General features: G+C 36.6%; 11 protein-coding genes. 8 read left to right on the plus strand and 3 right to left on the minus strand.

The features are described from left to right. Window positions 1-13 precede the first annotated feature (13 nt). Entirely contained in the window at window positions 14-2,959 is a 2,946-nt protein-coding gene (locus FEZ18_RS04400) for a SusC/RagA family TonB-linked outer membrane protein (RefSeq protein ID WP_153267201.1), read from the minus strand. A gap of 544 nt (window positions 2,960-3,503) precedes the next feature. Here FEZ18_RS04400 and FEZ18_RS04405 point away from each other — a divergent pair. From FEZ18_RS04405 to FEZ18_RS04440, 8 genes are all read left to right on the plus strand, one after another. Next, window positions 3,504-4,331: an SDR family oxidoreductase gene (locus FEZ18_RS04405; RefSeq protein ID WP_153267202.1), complete on the plus strand. Its 828-nt coding sequence runs from the start codon at window positions 3,504-3,506 to the stop codon at window positions 4,329-4,331. 113 nt (window positions 4,332-4,444) lie between these two features. Continuing rightward, on the plus strand, window positions 4,445-5,626 hold the full coding sequence (gene uxuA, locus FEZ18_RS04410) for a mannonate dehydratase (RefSeq protein WP_153267203.1): 1,182 nt from the start codon (window positions 4,445-4,447) through the stop codon (window positions 5,624-5,626). A 2-nt stretch (window positions 5,627-5,628) separates the two neighbouring features. Then, on the plus strand, window positions 5,629-7,038 hold the full coding sequence (gene uxaC / locus FEZ18_RS04415; protein WP_153267204.1) for a glucuronate isomerase: 1,410 nt from the start codon (window positions 5,629-5,631) through the stop codon (window positions 7,036-7,038). 97 nt (window positions 7,039-7,135) lie between these two features. Beyond that, window positions 7,136-8,110, plus strand: a complete 975-nt coding sequence (locus FEZ18_RS04420; protein ID WP_194269516.1) for a TRAP transporter substrate-binding protein — start codon at window positions 7,136-7,138, stop codon at window positions 8,108-8,110. A gap of 2 nt (window positions 8,111-8,112) precedes the next feature. Then, window positions 8,113-8,604, plus strand: a complete 492-nt coding sequence (locus FEZ18_RS04425) for a TRAP transporter small permease (RefSeq protein WP_153267205.1) — start codon at window positions 8,113-8,115, stop codon at window positions 8,602-8,604. A gap of 2 nt (window positions 8,605-8,606) precedes the next feature. After that, window positions 8,607-9,911, plus strand: coding sequence for a TRAP transporter large permease (locus tag FEZ18_RS04430; protein WP_194269517.1), 1,305 nt, complete (start codon window positions 8,607-8,609; stop codon window positions 9,909-9,911). A 30-nt stretch (window positions 9,912-9,941) separates the two neighbouring features. Then, window positions 9,942-10,982 carry a sugar kinase gene (locus FEZ18_RS04435; protein ID WP_153267206.1) on the plus strand — a complete coding sequence of 347 codons (1,041 nt, stop codon included), beginning with the start codon at window positions 9,942-9,944 and terminating at the stop codon, window positions 10,980-10,982. Between the two features lie 124 nt (window positions 10,983-11,106). Then, complete coding sequence (locus FEZ18_RS04440; RefSeq protein ID WP_153267207.1) at window positions 11,107-11,781, plus strand: bifunctional 4-hydroxy-2-oxoglutarate aldolase/2-dehydro-3-deoxy-phosphogluconate aldolase; 675 nt, start codon at window positions 11,107-11,109, stop codon at window positions 11,779-11,781. Window positions 11,782-12,032: 251 nt separating this feature from the next. On the opposite strand, the gene FEZ18_RS04445 is transcribed toward FEZ18_RS04440, so the two are convergent. Then, entirely contained in the window at window positions 12,033-13,970 is a 1,938-nt protein-coding gene (locus FEZ18_RS04445; protein WP_153267208.1) for an OmpA family protein, read from the minus strand. Between the two features lie 40 nt (window positions 13,971-14,010). Continuing rightward, window positions 14,011-14,940, minus strand: a complete 930-nt coding sequence (locus tag FEZ18_RS04450; RefSeq protein ID WP_153267209.1) for a type IX secretion system membrane protein PorP/SprF — start codon at window positions 14,938-14,940, stop codon at window positions 14,011-14,013. Between the last annotated feature and the right edge of the window lie 5 nt (window positions 14,941-14,945).

The following is a 14,945-nucleotide window of genomic DNA, read 5'->3' on the forward strand; positions in this document are numbered from 1 at the left end:
TTATTAGTTAATTTTATTTCAAAGTGATATTCACTCCAATAGTATACACCGAAGTTAATGGATAACTATTGCTATCGAATGCGGTACTTTTATCGAAATCTGCTTCTGGATCCCATCCAAACCAATTGGTCCAAGTGGCTAGGTTTCTACCGCTCATGTACACCGTTAATCCTCCTAAACCTAATTTGTCGAGTGTTTTGTTATTGGCTACATAACTTAAAGTAATATCTTTAAGTCGCGTATAACTCGCATCTTTTGGATAGTTATAAGATTTTGTATTGGTATAAGAAAGCGCTGGAATCGAATTGTTCTGGTTAGCAGCTGTCCAATACCCAAGACCTGAAGGTAAATTTTGTCGCCCTCCAAAATCTCTAAAATCTAACAAATTGTTATCTTTAGTAATACCCTGAGCCGTTTCTATAAAAACATTTAAATGAAAGTCCTTATAACGGAAGGTATTAGTGATACCACCCGTCCATTTTGGAGTGGACTGTCCTAAAATAACTTTATCATCTGCACTAATAACCCCATCACCATTTGTATCGGCAAATTTGATATCGCCTGGCACTGCTGAAGGATCTACTCCTGATGGATCCTCGCCTACTTGCCATATTCCAACTTGCTTATAGTCGTACACGGCACTAATTGGCTCTCCTATAAACCATCCATTACCAACATCGTCTTTTTTATCGCCATACAAATCAACAATTTCATTTTTATTGGTAGCAAAATTGGCACTAGTTTCCCATCTAAAATTATCGTTATTAACAATAGTTCCTTTTAAAGATATTTCTAATCCTTTATTAGAAACTTCACCTAAATTTTGCAGTACTTGACTGTAACCTGTTATATTAGGTATCGCTCGTAATAACAATAAATCTTCGGTGTTTGTGCTGTAAACATCAATACTACCTGAAATTCTGCGATCTAAAAACTCAAAATCTACACCAACATTAGTACCAAGCGTGCTTTCCCAAGTAAGATCTCTGTTTCCTAATACATTGGCCACAACTCCTACCGTACTTACGCCATTAAATGGCAATCTAACCGTACTTGCTGTTGATGACGTAACGTTTGGATCGATAGCCTGATTTCCAGAAAGCCCATAAGAAGCTCTTAATTTTAAACTATTTACAAATTCTGAATCTTCTAAAAACTTTTCGTTAGAAATATTCCACCCTAAGGCTACCGAAGGAAACAAACCATATTTTGAGGTATTCGACCCAAAAGCAGAATATCCGTCTCGCCTTGCAGTAGCAGTAAATAAATATTTGCTATCGTATGAATAATTAACTCTTAACATTTGCGACAAAAGTGTCGACTTGTAACCTTGTGAGCTCGCTGAAGTCGAAGATGCCGTTGATAGATTATTAAATGACAACTGATCGTTAATAAACCCTGAAGCTGTAGTTGAAGAAGAAAAGAAATCGGTTTGCTGCGCACTGTAAAGTCCAGTAACCGCAATATTATGCACACCAAAACTTTTGTTGTAATTAAAGATATTCTCTACCGTCATACTTCTCGTTTCACTATTAGACACTACAGCTGTACCTAATAAATCGCCTGTTTTTCTACCCAAATAACTTCTAAATTGTGTTGGAACGAAAGTATAACCCGCATTTAACTTATATGAAAACCCAGGTAAAAATTTAGGCTTTAAATCAAAAAAAGCATTGGCGCTAATATTTTGATTTCGTTCTTTACGCGGACTGTTCAACCTAGCCATTGGACTTCGGTAAACCAGTTCGCCAAACATCGGGTACACCTCATAATCTCCGTTATCATCGTACAGTGAACCATAAGGACTTATTCTACCTGCTAATGTTAAATTAGTGCGACCACCATCAAAATTATTGTTGGTTAAAAACAAATTAACACCCGCATCTAAAGAAGGACTTATTTTGGCATTGATGTTAGAACGCACACTAGCACGTTGAAAGTTATACCCTTTTAGCACCCCTTTTTGTTCCAAGAGATCCCCTGAAATATAGTACTTCACATTTTCGCTACCTCCAGAGATACTCACATTATAGTTTTGAATAACCCCGAGCTGATCAACCTCATCTAACCAATCGGTAGTTTGTCCGTTGGCATAGTTCTCCTGCTCATATTGATTTGGCAAAACATTGGTATCTGTTGATCCAGACTGCGTCTTCCAATCGGCGTATTTCTGAACATATTCTGCTGGCCCCATAGGATTTATTCTATTGGCAAACGTTTCAATACCGCCGTAAGTATTCAGTTTTATAACAGGCTTTCCAGTTTTACCTTTTTTAGTGGTAATTAAAATAACCCCATTAGCCCCTCTAGTTCCATAAATTGCAACTGCAGAAGCATCTTTTAAAATTTCTAACGACTCAATATCATTAGGGTTAATGTCATTTAAAGACCCACCGGTAGTACTAAACGGCATACCATCCAGCACAATAAACGGCCCTGTGGACGCACTAATTGAACTCGCCCCACGAATTTGTGCCGAGGTTCCACTTCCAGGAGCAGATGAGCTTTGGGTTACACTTACCCCAGCAACGGCACCCTGTACAGACTGCAATACATTAGTAACAGGAAGCTGAGAAAGCCGCTCTTTAGACAAGGAAGTAACAGCACCTGTTACATCAGACCTTTTCTGTGTACCATACCCAACAATTACAATTTCATCTAAAGCGCTAGCAGAGGGTGCTAACTTAACATTAATAGTGGTTTGCTCACCAACAACAATTTCGGTGTTTTCGTAACCAACATAACTAAATGATAGCACGGCTGTCTTATCATCGACCATAATAGTGTAATTGCCATCAAAATCGGTAGCGACACCTTTACTCGTACCTTTTACAAGAACAGAAGCGCCTGGTAGAGGTTGATCGTTTTCATCTACTATTGATCCAGAGATTTCGATTCCCTCCTGGCCGTAAATTGCGGCAGAAAAACAAAGTAGAAGTGTTAAAATGGATTTTTTCATAATTCTTAGTTAATTATTGATTAGTAATACAAATTGAAACAATCAAGAAATTGGAAACCAAATTACCTTCGTGCTCGCACACATAATTAGATAAAAAAAACCAATCACTCATGTAATTAGTAAACAAACATATATATTTAATTTTAAAAATTGACAATTAATTTCAAATTAATTAACGAAATCATGAAATTTTATTGAATATTCGTCTATTTAAAAAAAAAAGACATTGATTTTTCATGAAAAACAATGATTTCTTAAGTATTTATTTTCGAAATGTTCATTTAAAAAAAATATCCCCAGTAATACATCGCTAATTAAAACCACGCAAACCTTTGATACATAAGGCTTAAAGCAACATACCACAAGTAAATTATAATGATTTAAAACCAAATTGAACCACAAAACGAATGACATAAACCAAATTTATTCTTAATTTCGTGGACGCACACGTAAATTTTATTTATCTTTGACTTTTATCTCGTAAGACATAAGACTATTCTTAAATAATTACGAATTATTTAAACACTTAATCCGATAAAACATAATGAGTAAAATAATAGCATTGACAGGAGCTGGAGGTATTCTGTGTAGCACTTTGGCCAAAGCCTTAGCAAAACAGGGCCATAAAATAGCCGTTTTAGATTTGAGAATTGAAGCAGCAAAGCACATCGCAAATGAGATTGAAAATGATGGTGGTATTGCCATAGCTGTAGAAGCTAATGTTTTAGAAAAAGAATCTTTACAGATAGCTAAAAAAGAAATTAACGAAAAATTAGGACCATGCGACATCCTTATTAATGGCGCTGGTGGAAATCATCCCTTAGGCACCACTTCAAATTCCTTTTTAAAAGAAGAAGATATGCTAAATGACACCGATGGCTTTAAGACATTTTTCGATTTAGATCCAGAGGGTATTAAATTTGTATTTGACCTGAATTTTATTGGTACTCTGCTTCCTACTCAAGTTTTTGCTACAGATATGGTAGGAAGATCCGGTTGCAGTATTTTAAACATCTCTTCAATGAATGCTTTTACACCATTAACTAAAATTCCTGCATATAGCGGAGCTAAAGCTGCGGTTTCGAATTTTACACAGTGGCTGGCTGTACATTTTTCAAAAGTTGGCATTCGTGTAAATGCCATCGCACCAGGGTTTTTCTTAACAGATCAAAACAGATCTTTATTAACAGAAAACGATGGTAGCTTAACACAAAGGGGGCAGCAAATTATAGACCAAACTCCAATGGGACGGTATGGCGAACCTGAAGATCTCGTAGGCACCACGCTATGGTTGTGCGGAGATGGCTCTAAATTCGTTACAGGGGTTGTTGTGCCAATCGATGGCGGTTTTGCAGCTTATAGTGGCGTTTAGAGTTCTATACCCGTAGCAAAAGTAAACGACTTGTGCTATAAGGTAATAAAAGAAGCTTTTTAAATATTTATTAACGAATAAAATTCCTTTTTTAAAGAAGGTAAATATTAAGAATGAATTTAGAACAAACATGGCGTTGGTACGGTCCGAATGATCCCGTATCCTTATCAGATATTAGACAGGCAGGTGCAACAGGAATTGTAACGGCATTACATCACATTCCTAATGGTGAAGTATGGCCAATTGAGGAAATAAAAAAACGCAAACAAATTATTGAGCAAGGAGGCCTAACTTGGTCTGTTGTAGAAAGTGTTCCTGTTCACGAAGCCATTAAAACTCAGTCTGGAAACTTCCAAACTTACATCGATAACTATAAACAAACGCTTATAAACCTCGGAGAATGTGGTATAGATACCGTTTGCTATAATTTTATGCCTGTGCTGGATTGGACCCGCACGAGCTTAGATTATGAAGTTGAAGACGGCTCAAAAGCTTTACGTTTTGACGCCACAGCATTCACGGTATTTGAAGTTTTTTTACTGCAAAGACCAGGAGCAAAAGCGAACTATACACCAAAACAATTGACTGCTGCAGAAACCCTGCTTAAAAACATGAGCGAGGCCGACAAAAATTTGTTAATAAAAAACATTATTGCCGGTTTGCCTGGAGCAGAAGAGGGCTATACTTTAAAAGAGTTTAATGCCATTCTTGCTACGTACCAAAACATAGGCCCAAAAGAACTAAAAAAACATCTGTTTTATTTTCTAGAGCAGATTATTCCAGTGGCCGAAAAAGCAGGTATTCTAATGTGTATTCATCCTGATGACCCACCCTATCCTATTTTAGGATTACCACGAGTAGTGAGTACTGAACAAGATATTTTAGAACTATACCAAGCAGTCGACAGCCCAAATAACGGCTTAACTTTTTGTACAGGTTCATTTGGGGTCATTCCAGAGAACGATTTAGTACCTATGGTAGAACGTTTGGGGGATAGAATTCATTTTATCCATTTAAGAAGTACACAAAGAGATGCGCTTGGTAATTTTTACGAAGCCAATCATTTAGAAGGTGATGTTGACATGTATGGTGTTATGAAAGCTTTAGTATTAGAACAACGAAAACGAAAAAAATCAAATAGAAAAGATTTAAGAATGCCAATGCGTCCAGATCACGGGCATTTAATGCTGGATGATTTAAATAAAAAAACAAATCCTGGGTATTCAGCAATCGGCAGATTGAGAGGCTTGGCAGAATTAAGGGGCTTGGAATTAGGAATTTCTAAAAGCCTTTAATCATGGAGCACATAAATTCGAAACGTTTTATTACAGATAATTTTTTACTCAACTCGAAAGAGGCTGAAACGCTTTATCATGATTATGCTAAAGTTATGCCCATAATCGACTACCACAATCATTTATCGCCAAAGCAAATAGCAGAAAATTTACCCATTAATAATATTACAGATGCTTGGTTAAGTGGCGATCATTACAAGTGGCGAGCCATGCGAGCCAATGGCATCGAAGAAAAGCACATTACAGGAAACACCTCAAAAGAAGAGAAATTCCAGAAATGGGCAGAAACTGTGCCTTACACCTTGCGAAACCCATTATTCCATTGGACACAATTAGAATTGAAAAGGTATTTTAATATCGATGCTATTTTGCAACCAAGTACTTCTGAGGTCATTTACAAAAAAGCCAATACCCATTTAAGCTCTAAAACACCAGCACAGTTACTCGAGGAGATGAATGTAGAGGTCATTTGTACCACCGATGATCCCACAGATAATCTAGAACATCACCAAGCCATTGCTAAAAAGAAGTTTTTTACCAAAGTATTACCAACATTTAGATCAGATAATTTACTTTCAATACAACATGACGGATTTAATGATTACTTAAAAAAATTAACCTCTTGTGTTGGTTTTTCAATTGATAATTTAGAAGATTTAGTAAATGCTATCCAAAATCGAGTTGATTTTTTTAATACACACGGTTGTCGTTTGTCTGATTATGGTTTAGAACAAATTTACGCATACCAATTCACAGAAAAAGAAGCAGATAACATTTTAAAAAAACGATTAAATAATGAAAATATAACACAAGATGAAGCCCGTATATACGCTTCGTTTATTTTATATACGTTGTGTAAAATGTATCACGCCAAAGGTTGGGTGCAACAATTTCATTTGGGGGCTCTGCGTAACAATAATAGTCGTTTATTAAAAGAAGTTGGTGCAGATGTGGGCTGCGATTCTATCGGCGATTTTAGTCAAGCAAAACCAATGTCGACTTTGTTTAATCAATTAGACGCAGAAAACTGTTTGAGCAAAACCATAGTTTATAATTTAAACCCATCACAAAATGAGGTTTTTGCAACCATGATGGGAAATTATGGCGAGGCTGGTATTCCAGGAAAAATGCAATTTGGATCTGGATGGTGGTTTTTAGATCAGAAAGATGGCATGGAAAAACAGATGAACACCCTTTCAAACATGGGGTTATTTAGTCGTTTTGTAGGAATGTTAACAGACAGTCGCAGTTTTTTATCTTTTCCAAGACATGAATACTTTAGAAGGATTTTATGTGATTTGATGGCAGAAGACATCAAAAAAGGGATCGTACCAAACGATATCCCTTTTATTGGTAAAATGATACAAGATATCTGTTATAACAATGCCGTAAAATATTTTGAATTCAAATAACAGAACATTCCACAATGTTTTTTAGCTTTAGTATTCGCATGTAAAACCATGATAACACGAACCAAATAAACCAAATCAAAGTATAAATACTTAGAAAATGAAGCATAAATTATCATTCATAATCATCCTCTTTCTAAGCATGTTTTCGTGCAAAAACAATGATGGCACAAAGGTTTTGTATTTTGGTCACAATTCGCCACAAACACACCCAGTGCACAAAGGGGTATTAGAATTTAAAAAAGTTTTAGAAGAAAAATCTAATGGTTCTCTAAGCGTTAAAATTTTTCCAGATGCCCAATTGGGTTCAGAAAGGGAAGTTCTTGAGCTGTTACAAATTGGAAGTGTGGCCGCTACCAAGGTAAGTGCAGCCACTTTGTCTAATTTTGTGCCCGAATACCATATTTTAGGAATACCCTACTTATTTAGAGATGAAGCACATCGCTTTGATGTTTTAGAGGGGCCTATAGGTAAATCGATTTTAGAAAAAGGCTCGAAATTTTGGCTTCGCGGTCTTTGTTTTTACGACGCCGGAAGTAGAAGTTTTTACACCAGTACAAAAGCAATTAGAACACCAGATGATTTAGAAAGACTTAAAATTAGAGTCATGAATAACCAAATGGCTATAAATATGGTAAATGCCATGGGGGGATCTGCCACGCCATTAGCTTATGGAGAACTATACACCGCAATTCAACAAGGTGTTGTAGATGGCGCCGAGAACAATCCGCCATCGTTTGTATCTTCCAATCATTACGAAATTAGCAAATACTATACTTTAGACGAACATTCTGCCGTACCCGATGTCCTCATAATAGGAACGAAGTATTGGGATAAATTATCAGATCAAGAAAAAAATTGGGTTCAAGAAGCTGCCAATAAATCTGCTCAAGCTCAAAAAGTGTTTTGGAAAGCATCGGTTGAAAAATCAATGAAAATAGCAAAAGACGCTGGAGTAGAAATTATAATTCCAGATAAATCCTTATTTGCAGAAAAATCTAAATCTGTTATTAAAGAATTTATCGAAGAGCATCCAGAGATGGAAACCACTATAAATCAAATTAAAAATAAATAAGCATGCGAAAATCCGTAATTATTTTTAATACAGTAAATAAACTACTAGAATGGTTCTTAATTGTCATTTTTGCCCTTTTAGTTTTAGATGTGTTATTTCAAGTTTTTTCAAGATACCTATTGGGTCAATCTTTTGCGTGGACGGAAGAATTTGCACGTTTTTCATTAATTTGGATGACCGTTCTTGGTGCGGCATACCTGAACGCCAAAAAAGAACATTTGTCTATGGATTTTGTTTACGATAAGCTGTCTATTACCAATAAAAAAAGAGCTTCTATACTCATTGAAATATTAGTATTTCTTTTTGCACTTATCGTCATGGTTATTGGCGGATCCAACTTGGTATATATCACCTTACATTTAGAGCAACTTTCAGGTACCTTAAGAATTCCGCTAGGTTATGTATACGCTATAATGCCGTTTAGCGGATTGCTTATTATGTGCTTCTCTATCTATCATATTTCAAATATTCTTTCAAACAAAAACAAAATTTAATTATGAGCATAGAAATTATAAGTATTATTGTTTTGTTTGTTAGTTTCTTTGTGTTGCTGTTGTTAAAAGTTCCAGTTGCCTACAGTATTGGGATTTCAACAACTTTAAGTTTATTGTTAAATATTGACAAACTACCTGGTTTAACCACCATAGCACAACGGATGACCACTGGTATTGATAGTTTTGCTCTATTAGCAATTCCCTTTTTTATACTGGCAGGAGAAATCATGAAACGTGGCGGTATCGCGAATAGACTCATAAATTTTGCTAAATCTTTAGTAGCCAGTTTGCCTGGAGGCTTAGCCTATGTAAATGTCTTAGCATCTATGCTTTTTGGTGCCATTTCTGGTTCTGCATTAGCAGCGGCATCGGCCATTGGCTCAATAATGACAGATAGAATGGAAGAAGAAGGTTACCCAAGAACCTTAAGTGCTTCGGTTAATATCACGGCTTCTACCACTGGTTTGTTAATTCCACCTAGCAATATTTTAATTGTATACGCTTTAGCTAGTGGCGGGACTGCGTCGGTTGCGGCTCTTTTTATTGCCGGTTACATTCCGGGAATTTTATTGGGTTTTGCCATCATGGGCTATGTAGCGTTTATAGCCATCAGCAAAAAATTTAAAAGAGGAGAAAGGGCCACTTTTTCTCAAGTCTGGAACTTTTTTAGAAAGGCTTTCTTTAGTTTATTACTATTGGTTATTGTAGTTGGCGGCATCGTGGCAGGAATTTTTACGGCTACCGAAGCCTCGGTAATCGCAGTACTTTATGCCGCTGTACTAGCATTAATTTATGGGGATATAAAAACTAAGGACTTTCCTGATATTTTATTAACTAGTGCAAAAACGACCGCTGTAGTGATGTTTTTAATATGCACCTCTATGGCCATGTCTTGGTTATTTTCTTTTGAAGGTATCCCAGAAATGATAAGTGCATTTTTACTGGAATCGTTAAACCATAAAATCGCCATTTTTTTAGCCATTAATTTAATTCTGTTAGTCATTGGGACTTTTATGGATATGACGCCTGCCGTTTTAATATTCACCCCAATATTTCTTCCAGTAGTCACCACTCTAGGAATGGACCCCGTGCATTTTGGAATTGTCATTGTATTAAACCTATGTATTGGAATTTGTACACCACCTGTAGGCACGCTGCTTTTCGTTGGTAGTGGGGTAGCCAAAGTTTCGGTTACACAAGTAATAAAACCTTTACTGCCTTTTTTGGGAATTATGGTAGTGGTTTTAATGTTGATAACTTATATTGAAGAGATCTCTATGTTTTTACCACGATTATTCAATTTATAAATAAAAAATAACAAAATAAAATATATCAAAATGAGCAAAGTAGTCACATTTGGAGAAATTATGCTAAGATTAGCGCCACAAGGGTTTTTAAGATTTTCGCAGGCCAATAGTTTTGACGTTGTATATGGCGGCGGAGAATCTAACGTTGCCGTTTCATTGGCAAATTACGGCGTATCGGTAGATTTTGTAACACGTTTACCAAAAAACGACATAGGCGAATGTGCTATGATGGAAATGCGTAAACGCGGAGTTGGTGTAGATAAAATAGTTTGGGGCGGAGACCGTTTGGGCATCTATTTTTTAGAAACTGGAGCGGTTTCAAGAGGCTCTAAAGTCGTGTATGATAGAGCGCACTCTGCCATGGCCGAAATTACTTCGGGTATGATTGACTGGGATGCGGTTTTTGATGGTGTAGAATGGTTTCATTGGACCGGTATTACCCCCGCAATTTCACAAGGCGCAGCCGATGTGTGTTTAGAAGCTGTTAAAGCAGCAAGTGCAAAAGGCATCACCGTGTCCACAGATTTAAATTACCGCGCGAAACTATGGAATTACGGTGGCGATAGAGAAAAAATAATGACCGAATTAACCTCGTATTGCGATGTGATTTTAGGCAACGAAGAAGATGCCGAAAAACATTTTGGAATTCATCCCGAAGGTCTAGATGTTCACAAAGACGGACATGATGTTAAAGCTGAAGCCTTTTTATCGGTTTGCCAGCAGATGATGGAAAAATTTCCGAGAGCTAAAAAAGTAATTACAACCTTAAGAGGTTCTATTTCTGCTTCCCATAATACCTGGGCAGGTGTTCTATATGATGGTAAAAAAATGTACGAAACCCGACAATATCAAATCACAGACATTGTAGATCGCGTTGGCGGTGGAGACTCCTTTATGGGTGGGTTAATTTACGGCTTATTAAAATATCCAGAAGACGACCAAAACGCCTTAGATTTTGCAGTAGCCGCATCGGCATTAAAACACACCATTAAGGGTGATGCCAATTTAGTAACCGTAGAAGAAGTAGAGAAACTAATGGGCGGTGATGCCTCGGGACGCGTAGCGAGATAAGTACGTTAGAGATTTGAGAGCAAAAGATAAATGTAGTAGTTAACAAAGGCAGCGTTTTTCGTATCACACAGGTTAGAAAGAAACTGAAAACTCTGCCCAGCCAAAACCTAAAATTTAAAAAAGAATGGCACAATTTTCAAGATTAGAAGTCGCACAAACCATGAAAGAAACAGGCATGATTCCGTTGTTTTTTCATAATGATATTGAATTAAGTAAAAAAGTACTAAAAGCCTGCTACGATGGCGGCGCTAGATTAATGGAATTTACTGCACGTGGTGATTTTGCCCATGAGGTTTTTGGAGAATTAACAAAATATGCTATAGCTGAACTCCCCGGAATGATAATGGGTGTGGGGTCCGTTACCGATGCCGCTTCGGCTTCACAATTTATGGCTTTAGGAGCTAATTTTATAGTAACCCCAGTACTTAGGGAAGATATTGCTATAGTCTGTAACCGCAGAAAAGTATTGTGGTCTCCAGGTTGTGGCACCTTAACCGAAATAGCACGAGCAGAAGAATTAGGTTGTGAAATTGTAAAACTTTTTCCAGGAGACATTTATGGGCCTCAATTTGTAAAAGGTATAAAAGGGCCTCAACCGTGGACGAGTATTATGCCAACAGGGGGTGTATCGCCAACAAAGGAAAACTTATTAGGATGGTTTAATGCTGGTGTTACTTGTGTGGGTATGGGCTCTCAATTAATCTCAAAAGACATTATTGCAAATAAAGATTATAAAAAGTTAGAACAGAATGTTAAAGCAGCTCTTGCTCTCATAAAAAAGATAAGAGGCCATCATTAGGTTTTGCAAAGCACTAGTACCCGTTTTAATTACTAAAAAAACCATAAGCTGTTTTGGTTTGAAAAAAGTCCAAACACATGGAAAACATGGTCTAAAAAATTAATACTATGAATACTTATTAATTTTTTAGACCAACACCCCTCAATATTTAGGTAAAGGGCTTAACACTGTAATGATTAAGATTTAAAGACCACTATCTATTATTAATAATGTTCCGTATTTTAAAACAAACGTCTAAAATAGAACAGCTGTTAATTCCAAATAACAAATTCGGCTCTTCGGTTTTTTTGATGATTCGCTTCTGAGCACTTCACGCCATTGCTGCAGCTATTTATTAATTCACTTTCGCCAAGACCTTCGTATTTAAGCCTATTTTTATCCACACCTTTAGACACTAAATAGTTAAAAATAGATAAGGCCCGTCTTTCGGAAAGTGCTTTGTTATAACTATCGTTTCCACGGCTATCGGTGTGCGAGCGAATATTCAATTTTAATTGCGGATATAGATTAAAAGCTGCAATTATTTTTGATAGTTCGACTTTTGCATCTGGGCGAATTTTAGATTTATCGAAATCAAAATAAATATTTGGGATATTAAGCACTTTGGCTAAATCTGCACCAGAGATAATTTTCTCCTTGTTCTTCTGCAATTGAAAATTTATGCGCTGCACATCTAATCTAGATTCCGAAGTTTTCTCATCGATATCATACAAATCATGGCTAGCACGAATGGTGTACTCTTTAAACCTGTTAATATCACTGCTAAAAAAGCCATCTTCGTTCGTTTTAACCGTATGTTTTTCTCCTTCTGTATCTGTAAAGGTAATCGTTGCACCCTTTATAGGTTCGCTGGCTTGTAGATTGGTTACAAAACCATTTATTTCAGCTTTATAAACATCAATTATAGGTGTTGTTTCTAAAAAAGAATAAATATTATCGTAAACAAAAACACCTTCTCTTTTAGAGCGATTAGAGCTAACAAATCCTCTTTTTGTAGCGCTGTCTATTCCAAAAGCAAAATCGTCGGCATAAGAATTTACGGGAGCACCTACATTAAACAACTGACCAAAACTTTCGTTTTCCTCATCGATTTCTACATAAAACACATCTAATCCTCCAAGGCCAAAATGGCCATCAGATGAAAAATAAAGCGCGTTATTTTTAGACACAAAAGGAAAGGTCTCCTTCCCTTCGGTATTAACTTCTGGGCCTAAATTTAAAGGAGCACTTAACGAACCATCTTCTGCAATACGCACCAAGTAAATATCAGATTCTCCAAAACCACCAGGCCGATTTGAAGCAAAATACAACCGCTCTTCATCGGGACTTAAAGCAGGATGTGCAGAAGAGTAAAAATCACTGTTAAATTTAAGTTCTTCAGGTTTCTGCCAAGTTTTCCCTTTTCTTTGCGCTCTATAAATTTTTAAATTTTGAGTATTTTCTTTATTCTTAGATGTATTATTGTTTCGAGTAAAATATACAGTGTTTCCGTCTTTGGTATAAACGGGCGAACTATCGTGAAACTTACTGTTAAGCCGTCCTCGCATTTTTTTGGGCTTACCCACGGCAATATTTTCTGCGTTTAGCGGTATTTCAAATAAGGAAAGAAATCCTAAGCCGTCCCAAGCACTTTTAGTATTTGAAAAGGAATTAATAGTTTTAGTTGAAGCATAAATTAATTTATTCCCAAGTTTGGTATGCCCATAAGAGATATTATTTATATCGTAGACTGCTTCCAGAGGTTGAAGTTGATATCTACCCGAATTCTTTTTCACTAACTCCAGATAGTCCACCGCTTTTTTGGAAAAAGTAGAGGTATTTGTTTTCGCGATATAGGCATTATACATTTTTTTCGCTTTTATGGAGTCTCCTGTTGCTTTTAAGGCTTGCGAATAGCGCAATAAAATAAGTGGTTTCACCTCTGCATTGAGCTCGAATAAACGATTGTACCATGTTGTAGCATCTTGATATTGTGCATTAAAATAGTAGGTATTACCTAGTTTTGTAAAAATTTCTTCAGAGGCATAGCCTTGTTCGACAAGGTTAAGATAAGTTTTCTGACTTTCTACAAACTGAAAATTTTCATAATTAGCATGAGCGCGATCTAGGGCTTCCTTTTGAGCATAGCCAAAATTACAAACCCCTAAAACGCATAATAGTAATAAAACTGTGGTAAAATTGATTTTCATTTGGGGCTAATTTTATTCAAATTTCATCTCTTTTAGCAACTTAAAAGAAGCGCGGATTCACTTTAGCGCGCAATCTTGTACCCAATTCAAATCTTAAAAATATTTCATGAGAGCCGCTGTTATAATTTCCTAGTGGTGTAGTATCGTAATCGTATGCATAGCCAATCATAATATTATTATCGATTTGAAATCCTGCCAGAGCGCTTACAGCAGCATCTAGTCTGTAAGCCAATCCAAAAGTAATACGCTCTTTAAGAAGTGCGTTTACAGAGACATCTATAGCCATTGGCGCCCCTTGTACCGATTTTAAAAGTACCGCGGGCTTGAGTTTTAAACGCGGATTAAGTTGGGCTACGTAACCAGCTATAAAATATAAATTCATTTTTTCGGTAGCGGTAGACACTTGTACCTCATCGTAATATTCAGTCTCTAAAATATTAGGTGTCGATAAACCAAAATACCATGTCTTGGAATGCAAGTAAAAACCCACACCTACAATTGGTGAGCTGTAATTATCGAGTGCAAGGTCGTAATCGTTAGGATTATAAATGACTAATTTTGAGGGATCGAAATCCAAGAGCGAAAACCCACCTTTTATACCAAAAGAAAGTTTTAGTTTTTCAGTTAAATTTAAATTGTATGAAAAATCGGCCGAGACTATACTCTCTACCGTGGGTCCAATTTTATCGCTAGTAAATGCAAGCCCGAGTCCAACACCTTGGATGCCAACTGGAGAATGCGCCGTAAAATTAAGTGTTTCTGGTGCGCCCTCCAGACCTACCCATTGGTTTCTATACAGGCCAATTATACTCAGGGACTCTCTTGTACCGGCATAAGCTGGATTGATACTCACGGTATTGTACATATACTGCGTAAACTGTGAGTCTTGCTGGGCTTGAACACGATGAACAACTTGAGATAAAAACCCCAGAAAAAGTAAAAGTGTTATTTTAGATATGTATATTTTCATGCAAA

The organism is Oceanihabitans sp. IOP_32, assembly GCF_009498295.1.
Classification (GTDB): Bacteria; Bacteroidota; Bacteroidia; order Flavobacteriales; family Flavobacteriaceae; genus Wocania; species Wocania indica.